The organism is Capnocytophaga sp. oral taxon 902 (assembly GCF_013394735.1).
Classification (GTDB): Bacteria; Bacteroidota; Bacteroidia; order Flavobacteriales; family Flavobacteriaceae; genus Capnocytophaga; species Capnocytophaga ochracea.
In genome coordinates, this window is sequence record NZ_CP058261.1 from 2713994 (window position 1) to 2729052 (window position 15059).

The window sequence follows — 15059 nt, forward strand, 5'->3', positions numbered from 1 at the left end:
TTTGTTCGTCTTTCCTATAAGCTTTCTATAAGCTTCTCCCAAATTAACCATTAATCGTTAACCATTAATCATTAAATAAGGCTTCTATGCTAATTAACTCATCTACTAATAAATAAAAAAAGTCCCTTTCAACTGAAAGGGACTTTTTTACTGCAATTACTTTTTGTTTACTGCTTCAGATAATTCAGCCCCTGCTTTGAATTTTACAACTTTCTTAGCAGGTACTTTAATTACTGCACCAGTACGAGGGTTGCGAGCCTCTCTGGCTTCTTTTTTAGCAACTGACCAAGAACCGAATCCTACGACAGCTACTTTGTCACCTTTTTTTAGAGCCTTTTCAACACTTGAAAAGAACGCTTCAACAGCTTTTTTAGAGTCGGTTTTTGTAAGTCCAGACCCTGCTGCAATTGCATCAATTAATTCTGATTTGTTCATATGATAACTTATAAATACAGTTAATAAGGACAAAGGTAGTAATATATTTCATCATAGCAAGTATAAAACAAGAAAAAATGCGATTTTTAGTAAAAAATTAACATTTTAGGTGCTTTTTTAGCGCTTTTTTTTGGCTCGTTAAACCTTTTTTTCTACTTTTGCACTCTCAAAATAAAGTTAAGAAAGTTCTTACAAATTATGCTTACAAGACGACATATTAGGGCAAAAGTAATGCAATCAATTTATGCAATGCGTCAGAGCCAAAGTCAGGATTTAGACAAAGAATTGAAGTTCTTGCAAAACAGTGCTGATGAAATGCGACACCTATATTTATTAATATTATCACTTTTCATTGAACTGCATTCTTTGGCAACTCATCAACACAAAGTAGCTCAGAAAAAATATTTGGCTACTACTGAAGAAAGAACAGTACATCAAAAATTCTCTGAAAACCTTTTGCTCTTAGCCATCGTTCATAATACATTATTACAAGAAGCCATTGCTGATGCACGTATAAATCATTGGGAAATACACGAAGAGTATGTGCGTACTATATATAAAAGCATTATAGAAAGTGAGCTTTATAAGAAATACAGCAAACAAAAGAGCAGTTTTGAAGCTGATAAATCTTTTTTAATGACTATTTTTGAAGAAATTATAGCTCCCGATGAGACAATATATGAATATATTGAAGATTATAATCTCACTTGGGTAGATGATTATCCCATTGTAAATACCTATATAAGTAGGTTATTTAGAGAAGTGCTCCCCACCTCACCTGATAAATATTTTGTTCCTTCACTTTATAAAGATGAAGAAGAAAAAGATTTTCTTACAGGTTTACTAAAGAAGGCAGTGCTCAATGATAGTAAATGGGAGAATGAAATTATTAGTAGAATGACGGGTTGGGAGAAAGATCGTGTGGCTGTAATAGATAGTATATTGTTAAAAATGGCTGTTTGTGAGATGCTTAGTTTTCCTAGTATTCCAGTGAAAGTAACACTTAATGAATATTTAGAACTTGCCAAGGAATATTCTACTACTAAAAGTAGTGCGTTTATTAATGGTGTAATGAAAAATGTACATAAAGAACTCGAAGAAAAACAACAAATAAAAAAGATAGGAAGAGGACTTTTATAATTGAAAGCCAAAAGCTAAAAGTTCTTAATTACAATTTTCTAAAATAACTAAAAACTAATAATTAAATTAATAAATATGCAACAATTGATGAACAGTGGTTTACTACCTCTTATATTGATAATCCTAGTATTCTACTTTTTTATGATTCGTCCGCAAGTAAGACGACAAAAACAAGAAAAAAACTTTATTGAAGGAATGAAAAGAGGCGATAAAGTAATTACTAAAAGTGGTATGCACGGACGCATTGTAGAACTTACTGATGATACTTGTGTCTTAGAAACACTTTCAGGAAAAATTAAATTTGAACGTTCTGCTATTTCTATGGAACTGTCAGCTAAATTAAAAGACGATAAGAAAGAAATTCAAGACAAGAAAGAATCGTAGTCATAGAAAGAACCAAAAAGGAGAGCGTATCTATTGCAATAGATACGCTCTCATTTTATTGTGATATTTGTAAAATTCTAATTCGTAGAAAATAATTTTGCAAAGAAACTCTTGCGTTGCATCATAGTTTCTTCTTCGTGATGTTCTTCACTAAATATATCATCAGAAATTTCATAGTCTCCAATGTTAGTATCAGTGTGAGGCATATTAGGGATAGGATCAAAGTGAATTTCTCGCTTGCTTTCGTCCATAATATCCATAATATATTCAATATATGATTTGCCTTGTTTTTCTAAAAAGCCCTTAAAATAACGATTACTGAGCTCCATATCTCCTATTTTTTCAAGTTTAAGGAGCGTTTGATATAAAGGCTCAATATGCTCTGTAATTACATACTTAGGTACTGAATGCTGACGCGCCATAATAGTAACAACATCCCCAATAATATTCCTGCCTACTTCAAAATCGGTAATTACCCAATAATACTTACCCGATTTAGCTAAGTTTTTAATAATAGCGTGAAAGTTTCTCCCCGCCAAAATATTATCCCAAGTAATCTTAAATATGATTTTAGGCATATCGGGGTGACGAATGATGCTATGTGGTTTTCCTAATAATTCAACCGCAGGATAACCACAAACGTCTATAAATGTTTGATTTACGTCAGTAATAGCACCCAACTTATCAGTAGTACTGATAATAGTTTTTGTTTTATCCCACACTACTTCTTCATCAATAGGTATAGGTCTAGTAATTAGTTCTGACATAAGATTTCCTTTTATACTTAACGCTACAAAAGTACAAAAGTTATCTGAAAGAACAAAATATTTTAGATAAAATCGTATTACTATTTTGTTTTAAATATAACAATTCTTTTTAACACGTTGATTTGTAGTAATTAACAGCTATATTTCTACTCTTCTATATCTTCTTATTTTTAGTAGCTTTTGCTTTCCCGTACATTTATTTTTTATTATTTTAGCTATTCAAGTAATATAAAAGTATAACTGTATGTTAAAAAATTATCCTAAGAGGCTGATTTTGCTATATTGTTAAAAACTTTGTTAATAACTTATTTTGGATAGAGGGTGAAATTAGAATATAAAGCTGTTACTTTGCACCCCGAAAATAAAAAGTTATGAACGAAGAAAAAGACATTTGGTGGCTCAATGAAGAGTCTGAACAAATCCTCAATAGAGGCTATTTACTAAAAGGAGAAAGCGTAGAAGGTGCGATAGACCGCATTACAAGTGCTGCTGCACATAGGCTTTATAAACCCGAATTACAGCCCGCTTTCAAAGAAATGATTACTAAAGGGTGGATTAGTTTCTCATCTCCTATTTGGGCAAATATGGGTACTGAAAGAGGTTTGCCTATTTCTTGTTTTAATGTACACGTACCTGATAGCATCGAGGGGATTACTCATAAACTTGGAGAGGTGATTATGCAAACCAAAATAGGGGGAGGTACTTCTGGTTATTTTGGCGAATTGCGTAGTCGCGGTTCTGCAGTTACCGATAATGGTAAATCAAGTGGGGCAGTTAGTTTTATGAAGTTGTTCGATTCAGCTATGGACGTTGTATCACAAGGAGGAGTAAGGCGCGGAGCTTTTGCTGCTTATTTAGATATAGACCATCCTGATGCCGAAGAGTTTCTACAAATTAAAGATGTAGAATTTCCTATTCAGAATCTTTTTTTTGGTATTTGTGTACCTGATTATTGGATGCAAGAAATGATAGATGGTGATGTAGAAAAACGTCGCCTATGGGCTCGTGTCTTGGAGTCTCGCCAGCAAAAAGGTTTACCTTACATTATCTTTACGGATAATGCCAATCGTAATCGTCCTCAAGTGTATAAAGATAAAGATATGCTCATTCGTTCAAGTAACTTGTGTAGTGAGATTATGTTACCTTCTAGTGAAGATGAATCGTTTATTTGCTGTCTTTCTTCTATGAACTTAGAGCTCTTTGATGAGTGGAAAGATACCAAAGCAGTAAAGTTAGCGGTATTCTTTTTAGATGCGGTACTTTCAGAGTTTATAGAAAAGACAAAGGGTAATTACTATTTACAGGCAGCTCGCAATTTTGCTATTCGTCACCGTGCTTTAGGTTTGGGTGTGTTGGGATATCATTCTTACTTGCAACGCAATATGATACCTTTTGAGAGCTTTGAGGCAACTCAGTTCAATGCCCGCGCTTTTAGATACATTCGTGAAGAAGCTGATAAGGCAACTAAAGAATTAGCTCATATTTACGGAGAACCAGAAATTTTAAAAGGATATGGTAGACGAAATACTACCACTATGGCAATCGCTCCTACCACTTCCAGCTCGGCTATTTTAGGACAGGTATCACCAGGTATCGAACCTTATTCGAGCAATTACTATAAAGTAGGGCTTTCTAAAGGGAACTTTATGCGCAAAAATAAGTATCTCACTCAACTTTTGGAGGAAAAAGGTCTTAATAATGAAGAGGTATGGCGTTCTATTCGTTTGAATAATGGCTCTGTACAACACTTGCAAGAGTTATCTCAATTAGAGAAGAATGTGTTTAAAACTTTTAAAGAGATTTCACCGATGGAAATTATATCACAAGCGGCACAGCGCCAAGCGTACATTGACCAAACGCAAAGTTTGAACTTAAATATTCCTTCAGCGATGCCTATTCGCGATGTGAATAAAGTGCTTATTGAGGCTTGGAAATTAGGAGTTAAAAGTTTATACTATCAGCGCAGTCAATCAGTAGCAAAAGAAATGATGATGAATTTTGTAAACTGTAGTAGTTGCGAAGCTTAATACATTTGATTATAAAGCCTTAGAGATTAAATAACATATTGTATAATATAAAATAAGTCCGATATTTGTATCGGACTTATTTTGTTTTCCATATTATTCTTCTTTACGCGGTGCGTTCAAATTCTTTAAGTACATCTACTAATACTTGTACACTTTCTAAAGGCAAAGCGTTGTAGATAGAAGCGCGATAACCTCCCACACTGCGGTGTCCTTTTATTCCGCTGATATTGGCTTCTTTACACAAAGCATCAAAGCGTTCTTTGGTGCTTTCGTCAGTGAGGTTGAACACTACATTCATTAGGGAGCGGTCTTCTTTATTAGCATACCCTACTACTAACGGATTGCGGTCGATTTCTCCGTAAAGCAAATCGGCTTTAGCTCGGTTGCGTTTGCCTAAGGCTTGTAATCCACCTTGTGCTTGTATCCATTCGAGTACTAATAGGTTTACATATACTGCAAAAGTAGAAGGCGTGTTGAACATACTATCGTTTTTAATATGCAACTGATAGTCCATCATCGAAGGCAGTTTCCTACTTACCTTGCCCAATATATCCTTCTTCACAATCACTAAGGTAGACCCCGAAGCTCCTAAATTCTTCTGTGAACCCGCATAAATCAAACTAAACTGCTTGTAATCTAACGGACGTGAGAAAATATCAGAACTCATATCGGCTACCAAAGGGACGCTCGTTTGAGGTAAACTGTGGTACTCGGTACCGTAAATCGTATTATTGGTAGTGATGTACAGATAATCAATATCAGTAGGGACAGTCACATTTTTTGGAATATACTTATACCCATCGGCTTTAGAAGAGGCTATCACTTCGGCATTGCCAAAGAGAGCAGCTTCTTTTTGTGCTTTGTTAGCCCAAGTACCTGTATCTATATAAGCAGCTTTGGTTTCGAGGAGGTTGTATGGCACCATCAAAAATTGCATACTAGCTCCTCCTTGCAAGAAGAGTGCAGTGTACGAATCGTCCAATCCGGCGATTTCCAATGCCAATGCACGAGCGCGTTCTATCACGCGTACAAACTCTGGACTGCGGTGTGATATTTCTATTACCGATAAGCCAGTCCCCTCAAAATCTAATAAGGCTTCAGAGGCTTTTTGGAATACCTCAGGTGCTAAGATAGAGGGGCCTGCGCTAAAATTATGCTTTTTCATTTTCCTTATGTTCTGTTTTATATTTTACGATAAAATCTTCTACTTGGCGTTTCAAGATACGCCATAACTTATCTTGTGCGTATTCGCTTGCCCAAGCCACGTGAGGAGTGTAAATCACACGAGGGTGGTTGGCTATTTTTAGTAGAGGGTCATTAGCCATTGGTGGTTCTTCTTCAAACACATCGGTAGCAAAGCCCATTATACGATTGCTTTCTATAGCTTCATATACCGCCTGAGGGTCTACTATAGCCCCACGAGCCATATTGATAATTAATGGTTTTTTACGCAATTTAGAGATGAAATCTTCATCTACTAAATGCTTAGTCTCAGGAGTAAGCGGACAGTTAAGCGAGATGATATCACTCTGTGCCAATACCTTATCGAATTCAGTATATTCTTTACTACGTGGCGCTTTACCTTGGCGTTCAGCCCATAGCACTTTCATACCAAAGGCTTCAGCTACTTTACTAATAGCTTTCCCTATGTTGCCTACCCCTATAATACCTAAGGTTTTGGTATGCAATTCAAACACCGGTGGTTCAGTAAGGCAAAAACGACCATCTTTTTCCCAAGTACCATCTTCTACACTTGTGTGATAGGTTTTTAGGGCACGCATAGCCGATAGTAACAACAAGAAGAAGTGTTCAGTTACACTTTCAGTAGAGTAACCCGCTACGTTTTTCACTTCTATACCCAAGGCTTTCGCAGCCTCTTTATCAATATTATCCATACCCGTAGCAGTAAGGTGAATGAGCTTAAGGTTAGGCAACTGCCTAAGGATACTCTCATCGAGTTTCACCTTGTTCACAATTGCTATATCAGCAGGTTTGAGACGTTGAACAATTTCATCGGGAGCTGTTTTTTGGAAGGCTACCCATTGGGCTATCCCTTTCGGGATATCCACATCTATGCGCTCAGAGAGCGTGTTGCGGTCTAAAAATACGGCTTTCATATAATATATTATTAATTCTTTTTTATCTACATAGTTAAGAGAGTAGGGGAGAGCCCTGCTCTTTTTGTTAGAGCGTATACCTTACATACTCTGCCCTCGCATACTTTATCTGTATATAATCAATGCAAAACGAAGTTTTTTAATTAACCGTTAATCATTAACTATTAAATCCTAATACCAGCAGGAAGTATGTCTTTACACTCCTTATTACGCTTAAAAAAAGCAATAGCCACAGGGCAAACGGGCACCACTCTATATTTTTTCTCAGCTACTAAGGCTATTACCCCTTTAAAGAATTCATCAATGAGCGCTTCGTCCGTCGTTTCAGGTAGCAATGTTTTGGTAAAGAATATCTTACGCTCCTGAATAGCGTATTCTACAAAGGCAAGTTCACCGTTGATTTTGGCTTGGTATTGACGTGAAAATTCGCTGTCTATTACTTCCATTGTACTATGTTTTTAATTAGTAATATTCGTTATTTGACAAAAATGTTGTACTTTTGCTTCTGTCTAGATAAGAGATAAGAAGTAAGAGATGAGCATTATACCTCATTCACATACCTAACTATCGTTAGTTTTTACTTTTTACCTATAACCTGTTACTCATTTAAAATTTGGTGCAAAGTTACTTATTTTTCGTAAAAAAGCAATATCAAATGAATATAAAAGATAATCTTTCTATTTATTTAATGCCTGGAATGGCTGCCAGCCCTAAGATTTTCGAGCGTTTGCAATTCCCCAACAATTTCCGTGTGCACTTACTCGACTGGATTACTCCCGAAAAAGAAGAAAGTCTAGCTCACTATGCAGGACGTATTGCAGTAGCAATTACCGAGCCTTCTCCTGTGCTCTTAGGGGTGTCTTTTGGAGGAATTATTGTACAAGAGATAGCTAAACAACTGAACGATTATCGAAAAATAGTCCTCATTTCCAGCGTAAAAACGCAGTACGAACTGCCTAAAAAAATGCTCTTGGCACGCTATACAAACCTGCATAAGTTATTGCCCACTCGTACTATCAGCGATTTGGAGTTTTGGAAAAGATTTTCTTTTTCTGAACTGATGACTAAACGAATAGCTCTATACGAGAAATATATAGGAATGCGCTCCCCTGCCTATCTCGATTGGTCAATAGACCGCATAGTGAATTGGCAACAAAAAGAACCTTTACCCCACACAGTTCACATTCACGGAGATAAAGATCCTGTTTTTCCTATTCAGTACATAAAAAATGCTATTGTAGTAAAAAATGGTACTCATATTATGATTATCAATCGGTATAAATGGTTCAATGAAAACCTTTTAAATATATTGCAGTCAAATTAGAAAAGTACAAGATTAAAAGAGTCTTGCTATTTTTTCTGCAAACGAATCTAAACATAGATGTCTAATATTCAATATTCAAATAACTTTTCTTTGCCTTAGGTTCGTTATTCCTTCGTTCATCGTTCGTCTTTTGTTCGTTGTAGAGCCACTGTAGAGCTACTGTAGAGCCACTGTAGAGCCACTGTAGAGCCACTGTAGAGCCACTGTAGAGCCACTGTAGAGCCACTGTAGAACCTCTTGTTGTTCGTCTTATAATTATTTATCTGTATAGCTTATCCCGTCATTCGTCCCTCGTCATTAGTTTGATATTATTGGCATTACGGTATTAGCGAATCTATATTTTTTTCTTTTCTCTTTTCACTTTCCACTTTTTTTTATACCTTTGCCCCGTTTTTAGTGAAAATGGCAATATCTCTCATTCAAAAATACAATGTAGCTGGACCTCGCTATACTAGCTATCCTACTGTTCCCTATTGGGATAGTAGTACTTTTTCTACTGAAAAATGGTTGGAGAGCTTACGAAAATCTTATGCTGAGAGCAATAGTACCGAAGGGATTAGTCTATACATTCATTTGCCTTTCTGTGAGAGTCTTTGTACTTTCTGTGGTTGTCATAAACGCATTACTAAGCGCCACGAAATGGAAGCCCCTTATATAGAGGCAATACTTAAAGAATGGCAGTTATACACTGATTTTTTGGAAGAACGCCCTCGTATTAAGGAAATACACTTAGGGGGAGGTACGCCTACCTTTTTTGAACCTTTGCAGTTGCGCCGTTTGATAGAAGGTATTTTTGAACGTGCTGATAAAGCTGATGCTCACGAATTTAGTTTTGAAGGTCATCCTAATAATACCACTGAAACTCACCTACAAACGCTTTACGACTTAGGTTTTAGGCGCGTGAGTTATGGCGTACAAGATTATTCGCCTAAGGTACAAAAAGCCATTCACCGCATTCAACCTTTTGAGAATGTACAGCGTGTTACCCAGCAAGCCAGAGCTATCGGCTATACCTCTGTAAGCCACGATTTGGTTTTTGGTTTGCCGTTTCAAACCTTAGACGATGTACTCTTTACTATTGATAGGAGTAACACTCTTCGTCCCGACCGTATTGCTTTTTATAGCTATGCGCACGTACCTTGGATAAAAGGCAGTGGGCAACGCGGTTTTAAAGATGAAGATGTGCCCACAGGCGAAGTAAAACGAGAGCTGTATGAAGTAGGAAAACAATACTTATTGAAAGCAGGATATGCCGAAATAGGAATGGATCACTTTGCTTTACCTACTGATAGTATGTATAAGGCTTTCAAAAATCATCAATTGCATCGTAACTTTATGGGCTATACAGCCTCCAAAACGCAAGTGATGATAGGCTTAGGAATGTCTTCTATCAGCGATAGTTGGTACGGTTTTGCCCAAAACGAGAAAGATTTAGATGCTTATTATGCACGTCTTGAGAAGAATGAAATACCCGTGTGTAAAGGGCATATTCTCAATAAAGAAGATTTAATTATTAGGCGTCATATCCTCAACTTGATGTGTCAGTTTACTACTTCTTGGAACGACGAATCTCTTCAGTTTCCTGAAATAACAGAAGTAATAGCACATCTCCAAGAGATGCAAAACGATGGTTTACTGCATATAGCAGGCAATCATATAGAAGTCCCCGATGAGGGAAAACCTTTTATTAGAAATATCTGTATGGCTTTCGATTTGCACTTACAACGCAAAATGCCTAATACCAAAATATTTAGTATGACTGTGTAAAGTTATACTTAACCATCATAGTGATTGAGTTTTTTAGTTAGTGATGAAAAGGGACAGTTGTGAAATTCGTCCCTTTTCTTTTTGTATTTCCGAAAAAAGTATTATTTTTGCCCCGAATTAAGTAACAAATTATTTTTATAAACTTAAAATGAATCATTATGGGATTTTTAAAAGAATTTAAAGAATTTGCCGTAAAAGGTAACGTAGTCGATTTAGCCATCGGGGTTATCATTGGGGCTGCTTTTGGTGCTATCGTATCATCATTAGTGTCTGATGTTATTACACCTTTATTATTAACACCTGCTTTAAAAGCTACGGGTGCTGAACACTTAGAAGGTTTGGTATGGAATGGAGTAGCTTATGGTAAGTTTCTTGCTGCTGTAATTAACTTTTTCTGTATTGCACTTGTATTGTTTATACTTCTAAAAGGTATCAATAAGCTAAACAAACAGAAAAAAGAAGAAGAGGCTCCCGCTGCACCAGCTGGTCCTACTCAAGAAGAGTTACTTACTGAGATTAGAGATTTATTGAAAAATAAATAAGAAGAATTTCGTGTAACCGCAACACTACACATTTCAAGAATTGTTTAACTAAACCACGCTCCATAAGGCGTGGTTATTTTATTTCAGAAAATGTTCTTATCCGTTAAGAGCGTTTACACTAATATAAGGGTTTTGTAGCTTATCTTTCAAGATGACTTCAATTCCCTTTTTTAAGGTTAGGGTAGAGGAGGGGCAACCACTGCAAGCTCCTTGCAGTATTACCTCTACGTAATGCGTTTCTGGATTGTACGAAATAAACTGAATATTTCCTCCATCAGAGGCTACAGCAGGTTTTACAAACTCATCTATAATAGCTACAATTTGTTTTGATACCTCATCAGTAGTAACCATAGAGAGTAGTCGTTCTTGTGTTGCTTGCTGATGTCGTTTAATTTCAGAAGAAGAAATAAGCATATGCCCTTCTGAAAGATAATTCTTAATGAATTCTCGTATATTAGGGGTAACCATTGCCCACTCTTTGTTATCTTTTTTAGTAACTGAAATATAGTTATCATCAAAAAATACCTCCTCAATAAAAGGAAACTGAGTGAAAAGAGCTTTAGCCATAGGAGCCTCATCAGTCTCCTTTATATGCTTATATTCTATAATAGTAGGAACAAGACGTTTATTAGCTACAAACTTCATTACCGAAGGGTTAGGAGTGGTTTCAGTATATATAGAAATAACCTTCTTTTGTTCACCCTCAGTACTTACAATTTCTCTCCCTGACTGTAAATAAAACAACACTTGCTGTGCCACTTCTTCTTGTACGTCTTTCCATTCTATAATTGGAAATCGTTTTAACCCAATAAAATTACTCGAGATATATACTGTCTTTACAAAAGGAAGGTAAAACAGCTCTTTTGCTAAGGGTGAGTTTTTAGCTTCATCAATATTTTTATACTCATAACTACCTTTTACTAAGGCTTTATTTGCCTCCAATTTAATAATATCAGGACTGGAAGTAGGCTGTACAGATAGAGTAATATCAGTCATTTATTTTTTAGATTTAAGAAGAAAAGTTAAGAGTCTTTTCTACCAAAGTCCGCAGGGATTTCGCCCCACGCTTTAGTTTCCCATTTGAGAATACGATTAGGATAAGTGTTTTCTTGTAGCCATTTTTCAGCACGAGTTATTAGTTCAAATATTTTTGCATTATCAGCTGTCTTTCCAAGTTTAGTTTTACATACTTTTTGTTGTACCCAGCGCATTGCTATTTCACTATCTGAATAGATAGGCATTGTAAGATTGCGTTGTTTTAAAAAAGCCAAAGCGTGTACTATAGCCAAAAACTCCCCTATGTTATTGGTACCATCTTTCATAGGTGAAAGCCTAAATATCTCGGCTTGTGTTTCAGTATCTACCCCCCGATATTCCATTATACCAGGGTTACCGCTACAAGCAGCATCTACCGCAATAGAAGGCAAAATAGGCTTCCCGATAAGTTTTAATGCTTCTGATGAAAGTGCAGGCTCTTCTATCTTTTTACCTTTGTACGTTTCATAATTCCCTGCATAGGCTTTTTGTGCCATTTCTTCCGTAGGAAAACTTTTGTATTTAGCGTTTGGAAAATTATTAACAGCCTTCTTACATTCAGCCCACGAGGTAAAGACCCCCGTTTGGTGTCCCTCCCATACTACATAATACTTCTTTGCCATCTCACAAAATAAATAGGATTGCCAAAAAGAAAATAACAGCTACTATCGCTACAATAACAATATTGCTATTTTCTTTTTTAATAATAGTTTAAAAAACATCTCCTTCTTTTAGCTTCTCAGCATTTTCAGCCAATTGAAGTTCATCAATAAGACGTTGTACATCACCATTGATAACATTTTGCAAATCATAAAGGGTAAGACCTATGCGGTGGTCAGTTACGCGTCCTTGCGGATAGTTATAAGTGCGTATTTTAGCTGAGCGGTCACCGCTGGAAACCATTGATTTCCTACGAGCAGAATCAGCTTCCATCTTCTTTGCTAGCTCCATTTCGTACAAACGTGAACGCAATACTTTAAGTGCCTTTTCAAGATTCTTGTGTTGCGATTTCTCATCTTGGCAACGTACCTCAATGCCTGTAGGAATATGTTGCAACTGAATAGCCGAATAGGTTGTATTCACCGACTGCCCTCCGGGTCCCGTAGAAGTAGTACGAATGATTTTCACATCAGCCATATCAAGTTCCACATCAAATTCTTCTGCTTCTGGCAATACAATTACAGTTGCTGCCGAAGTGTGTACGCGCCCTTGTGTTTCTGTTTGAGGCACTCGTTGTACACGATGTACTCCTGCTTCAAATTTTAAGGTACCATATACATTGTCACCCGTTACTTCAAAAATAATTTCTTTATACCCGCCAGCAGTTCCTTCATTAAAGTCCATTACTGAGGTACTCCAGCCTTTACTTTGGCAGTATTTGGTGTACATACGGTATAGGTCGCCTGCAAAGATTGAAGCCTCATCTCCACCTGTTCCTGCACGAATTTCCATTACGGCATTCTTAGCATCTTCGGGGTCTTTGGGGATAAGCATATACTTGATTTCTTCTTCTAACTGAGGCAAACGCTCTTTGCTTTCCTCTAATTGTAACTTTGCCATTTCCACCATTTCGGCATCGCTGCCATCAGCAATAATTTCCTCAGCTTCTTGCAAGTTTCCAGTTACGTTTATATACTCATCGCGCTTATCCATCAGTTCTTTAAGGTCTTTATATTCCTTATTGAGCTGGATATAGCGCTTTTGGTCTGCAATAATATCAGGTTGAATGATTAAGTCCGAAACTTCGTCGAAACGTTGTTTTACGATATTTAATTTGTCGAGCATTTTTTATCTTTAAATTCTATTTGGGGTGCAAAAATAGTAATAATATTAGTAAAAAACAAAAATAAAAGGCTGTTCATTTAAGAACAGCCTTTTGAATATGGTTATCTAAATAATTACAATTTAGGAGCTCCAGCAAGGACGTCAGCACTTGCACCTTCAGCAAATTTTTTGTCTTTGAAGTTTTGTACAAATGATTCAGCCAATTCTTTGAGTTTAGCACTGAATTGTGCTTTGTCACTCCAAGTATTTTCTGGGTTCAAGATGCTTTGGTCTGATACACCTTCACAAGATTGAGGTACTTTGAAGCCAAAGATAGGCAATTCTTTGTACTCAACGTTGTTAAGTTTGCCATTAAGGGCAGCAGTGATAAGAGCACGAGTATCTTTTAAGCTACATCTTTTCATTTTTCCGTTGTAACCAGTGTTTACCAACCATACGTTTACGCCAGTTTCTTTGATTTTCTCAGCCAAACGTTTTCCGTATTCAGCTGGGTGAAGTGGCATAAAGGCAGCACCAAAACAAGCAGAGAAAGTTTTTTGAGGGGTAGTGATACCTACCTCAGTACCGGCTACTTTTGAAGTATAACCAGATACAAATTGATAAGCAGCTTGTTCAGGAGTCAATTTAGAGATTGGAGGCAATACACCATAAGCATCGAAAGTAAGGAAGAAGATGTTCTTAGGATTGTGTCCTATAGAACCTGGCTGGATATTTGCGATGTGGTAAATAGGATAAGAAACACGAGTGTTTTCAGTGATATCAGTGCGAGAGAAATCAACTACACCTTTATCGTCCATAATTACGTTTTCAAGGATAGCACCTTTTTTAATAGCTCCAAAGATTTCAGGTTCTTTTTCAGCAGTGAGGTCTACTACTTTAGCATAGCAACCACCTTCAAAGTTAAATACTGTATTTTCAGGAGTCCAACCGTGTTCGTCATCACCAATTAAATGACGGTTAGGGTCAGCTGAAAGAGTAGTTTTACCAGTACCTGATAAGCCAAAGAAGATAGCAGTATCACCACCTTTACCTACGTTAGCTGAACAGTGCATTGGCATAGTGTTGCGGAACACAGGCAATTCAAAGTTCATAGCTGAGAAGATACCTTTTTTAATTTCTCCGGTATAACCTGTACCACCAATCAAAGCAATTTTTTTGGTGAAGTTCAAGATAGCGAAGTTAGCTTGGCGAGTACCATCTACAGCAGGGTCAGCTTCAAAACCAGGTGCATTTACTACCAACCAATCTTCTTTGAAAGAAGGAAGTTCGCTATCATCTATACGCAAGAACATATTGTAAGCGAAAAGATTGCTCCAAGGAAGCTCAGTAATGGTACGAATGTTAGTACGGTATTTAGGATCTGCACAAACATAACCATCGTGAACGTAGATTTCTTTGTTAGATAAGTAAGCTACTACTTTTTCATATAGTTTGTCAAATTTTGCAGGTTCAAAAGGAATGTTAATACTTCCCCACCATACGCGATCTTTGGTGATATCATCTTTTACGATGAAACGGTCTTTAGGAGAACGCCCTGTAAATTTACCTGTTTTAATAGCAATAGCTCCTGAAGAAGCTTCAACGCCTAATTTTTTATCCAAAGTTTCTTGTTGTAGTTCGTCAGCAGTTAACTGATAACGAACATTAGCGTTCTTAATTCCGTATTTATCAACGGAAAGTGTTTTTGGTTTACTCATAATGTCTTAAATTTGATATTAATTTAACAATTCTTTTTT

At 36.6% G+C, this 15059-nt stretch carries 16 protein-coding genes; 6 read left to right on the forward strand and 10 right to left on the reverse strand.

Annotated elements, in window-relative coordinates; all coding sequences use genetic code 11:
- Positions 1-156: 156 nt before the first annotated feature.
- Positions 157-447, reverse strand: a complete 291-nt coding sequence (locus tag HW278_RS11690) for an HU family DNA-binding protein (RefSeq protein ID WP_255346883.1) — start codon at positions 445-447, stop codon at positions 157-159.
- A 186-nt stretch (positions 448-633) separates the two neighbouring features.
- Between HW278_RS11690 and HW278_RS11695 the strand changes: the two genes are divergently transcribed.
- Positions 634-1575, forward strand: coding sequence for a transcription antitermination protein NusB (locus tag HW278_RS11695; protein WP_002672060.1), 942 nt, complete (start codon positions 634-636; stop codon positions 1573-1575).
- 75 nt (positions 1576-1650) lie between these two features.
- Positions 1651-1959 (forward strand): preprotein translocase subunit YajC, encoded by a 309-nt coding sequence (yajC, locus tag HW278_RS11700; RefSeq protein WP_002672058.1) that lies wholly within the window; start codon positions 1651-1653, stop codon positions 1957-1959.
- Between the two features lie 77 nt (positions 1960-2036).
- Here the strand turns inward: yajC and HW278_RS11705 are convergent, their stop codons facing one another.
- Complete coding sequence (locus HW278_RS11705; RefSeq protein ID WP_009419714.1) at positions 2037-2726, reverse strand: PAS domain-containing protein; 690 nt, start codon at positions 2724-2726, stop codon at positions 2037-2039.
- A gap of 371 nt (positions 2727-3097) precedes the next feature.
- Here HW278_RS11705 and HW278_RS11710 point away from each other — a divergent pair, with 371 nt between their 5' ends.
- Positions 3098-4753, forward strand: a complete 1656-nt coding sequence (locus HW278_RS11710) for a ribonucleoside-diphosphate reductase subunit alpha (protein ID WP_002672050.1) — start codon at positions 3098-3100, stop codon at positions 4751-4753.
- A gap of 103 nt (positions 4754-4856) precedes the next feature.
- Here the strand turns inward: HW278_RS11710 and serC are convergent, their stop codons facing one another.
- From serC to HW278_RS11725, 3 genes are all read right to left on the reverse strand, one after another.
- Complete coding sequence (serC, locus tag HW278_RS11715) at positions 4857-5918, reverse strand: 3-phosphoserine/phosphohydroxythreonine transaminase (protein ID WP_178977920.1); 1062 nt, start codon at positions 5916-5918, stop codon at positions 4857-4859.
- Positions 5905-6870, reverse strand: coding sequence for a D-2-hydroxyacid dehydrogenase (locus HW278_RS11720; protein WP_009419717.1), 966 nt, complete (start codon positions 6868-6870; stop codon positions 5905-5907). The genes serC and HW278_RS11720 overlap by 14 nt, the downstream gene beginning before the upstream one ends.
- 164 nt (positions 6871-7034) lie before the next feature.
- Complete coding sequence (locus tag HW278_RS11725) at positions 7035-7316, reverse strand: GNAT family N-acetyltransferase (protein ID WP_002672042.1); 282 nt, start codon at positions 7314-7316, stop codon at positions 7035-7037.
- Positions 7317-7525: 209 nt separating this feature from the next.
- Between HW278_RS11725 and HW278_RS11730 the strand changes: the two genes are divergently transcribed.
- Positions 7526-8194: an alpha/beta fold hydrolase gene (locus tag HW278_RS11730; RefSeq protein ID WP_009417152.1), complete on the forward strand. Its 669-nt coding sequence runs from the start codon at positions 7526-7528 to the stop codon at positions 8192-8194.
- 61 nt (positions 8195-8255) lie between these two features.
- Here HW278_RS11730 and HW278_RS11735 read toward each other — a convergent pair whose 3' ends face one another.
- A complete protein-coding gene (locus HW278_RS11735) occupies positions 8256-8420 on the reverse strand; it encodes a hypothetical protein (protein WP_009421653.1) in 165 nt (54 codons plus the stop codon).
- A gap of 176 nt (positions 8421-8596) precedes the next feature.
- On the opposite strand from HW278_RS11735, the gene hemN reads away from it, so the two are divergent.
- Both hemN and mscL read left to right on the forward strand, forming a co-directional pair.
- A complete protein-coding gene (hemN, locus tag HW278_RS11740) occupies positions 8597-9961 on the forward strand; it encodes an oxygen-independent coproporphyrinogen III oxidase (RefSeq protein WP_009419720.1) in 1365 nt (454 codons plus the stop codon).
- 158 nt (positions 9962-10119) lie between these two features.
- Positions 10120-10503, forward strand: a complete 384-nt coding sequence (mscL, locus tag HW278_RS11745) for a large conductance mechanosensitive channel protein MscL (RefSeq protein WP_002672032.1) — start codon at positions 10120-10122, stop codon at positions 10501-10503.
- A 96-nt stretch (positions 10504-10599) separates the two neighbouring features.
- Here the strand turns inward: mscL and HW278_RS11750 are convergent, their stop codons facing one another.
- The 4 genes from HW278_RS11750 to pckA all read right to left on the reverse strand — a co-directional run bounded on the left by HW278_RS11750 (position 10600) and on the right by pckA (position 15020).
- Positions 10600-11499 (reverse strand): NifU family protein, encoded by a 900-nt coding sequence (locus HW278_RS11750; protein WP_178977921.1) that lies wholly within the window; start codon positions 11497-11499, stop codon positions 10600-10602.
- A 26-nt stretch (positions 11500-11525) separates the two neighbouring features.
- The gene (locus HW278_RS11755; RefSeq protein ID WP_178977922.1) at positions 11526-12161 is read right to left on the reverse strand and encodes a viroplasmin family protein; all 636 of its coding nucleotides are present in this window, start codon (positions 12159-12161) and stop codon (positions 11526-11528) included.
- 88 nt (positions 12162-12249) lie between these two features.
- Complete coding sequence (gene prfA / locus HW278_RS11760) at positions 12250-13323, reverse strand: peptide chain release factor 1 (protein ID WP_002672024.1); 1074 nt, start codon at positions 13321-13323, stop codon at positions 12250-12252.
- A gap of 113 nt (positions 13324-13436) precedes the next feature.
- Positions 13437-15020, reverse strand: a complete 1584-nt coding sequence (gene pckA / locus HW278_RS11765) for a phosphoenolpyruvate carboxykinase (ATP) (protein WP_009417149.1) — start codon at positions 15018-15020, stop codon at positions 13437-13439.
- Positions 15021-15059: the final 39 nt, after the last annotated feature.

What these genes read in the sequence shown, in the direction of transcription:
- mscL (WP_002672032.1), top strand. Translation starts at nt 10,120, where the DNA reads ATGGGATTTTTAAAAGAATTTAAAGAATTTGCCGTAAAAGGTAACGTA.
- HW278_RS11720 (WP_009419717.1), bottom strand. Translation starts at nt 6,870, where the DNA reads ATGAAAGCCGTATTTTTAGACCGCAACACGCTCTCTGAGCGCATAGAT.
- HW278_RS11730 (WP_009417152.1), top strand. Translation starts at nt 7,526, where the DNA reads ATGAATATAAAAGATAATCTTTCTATTTATTTAATGCCTGGAATGGCT.
- HW278_RS11705 (WP_009419714.1), bottom strand. Translation starts at nt 2,726, where the DNA reads ATGTCAGAACTAATTACTAGACCTATACCTATTGATGAAGAAGTAGTG.
- serC (WP_178977920.1), bottom strand. Translation starts at nt 5,918, where the DNA reads ATGAAAAAGCATAATTTTAGCGCAGGCCCCTCTATCTTAGCACCTGAG.
- HW278_RS11725 (WP_002672042.1), bottom strand. Translation starts at nt 7,316, where the DNA reads ATGGAAGTAATAGACAGCGAATTTTCACGTCAATACCAAGCCAAAATC.
- HW278_RS11710 (WP_002672050.1), top strand. Translation starts at nt 3,098, where the DNA reads ATGAACGAAGAAAAAGACATTTGGTGGCTCAATGAAGAGTCTGAACAA.
- yajC (WP_002672058.1), top strand. Translation starts at nt 1,651, where the DNA reads ATGCAACAATTGATGAACAGTGGTTTACTACCTCTTATATTGATAATC.
- prfA (WP_002672024.1), bottom strand. Translation starts at nt 13,323, where the DNA reads ATGCTCGACAAATTAAATATCGTAAAACAACGTTTCGACGAAGTTTCG.
- hemN (WP_009419720.1), top strand. Translation starts at nt 8,597, where the DNA reads ATGGCAATATCTCTCATTCAAAAATACAATGTAGCTGGACCTCGCTAT.
- pckA (WP_009417149.1), bottom strand. Translation starts at nt 15,020, where the DNA reads ATGAGTAAACCAAAAACACTTTCCGTTGATAAATACGGAATTAAGAAC.
- HW278_RS11750 (WP_178977921.1), bottom strand. Translation starts at nt 11,499, where the DNA reads ATGACTGATATTACTCTATCTGTACAGCCTACTTCCAGTCCTGATATT.
- HW278_RS11755 (WP_178977922.1), bottom strand. Translation starts at nt 12,161, where the DNA reads ATGGCAAAGAAGTATTATGTAGTATGGGAGGGACACCAAACGGGGGTC.
- HW278_RS11695 (WP_002672060.1), top strand. Translation starts at nt 634, where the DNA reads ATGCTTACAAGACGACATATTAGGGCAAAAGTAATGCAATCAATTTAT.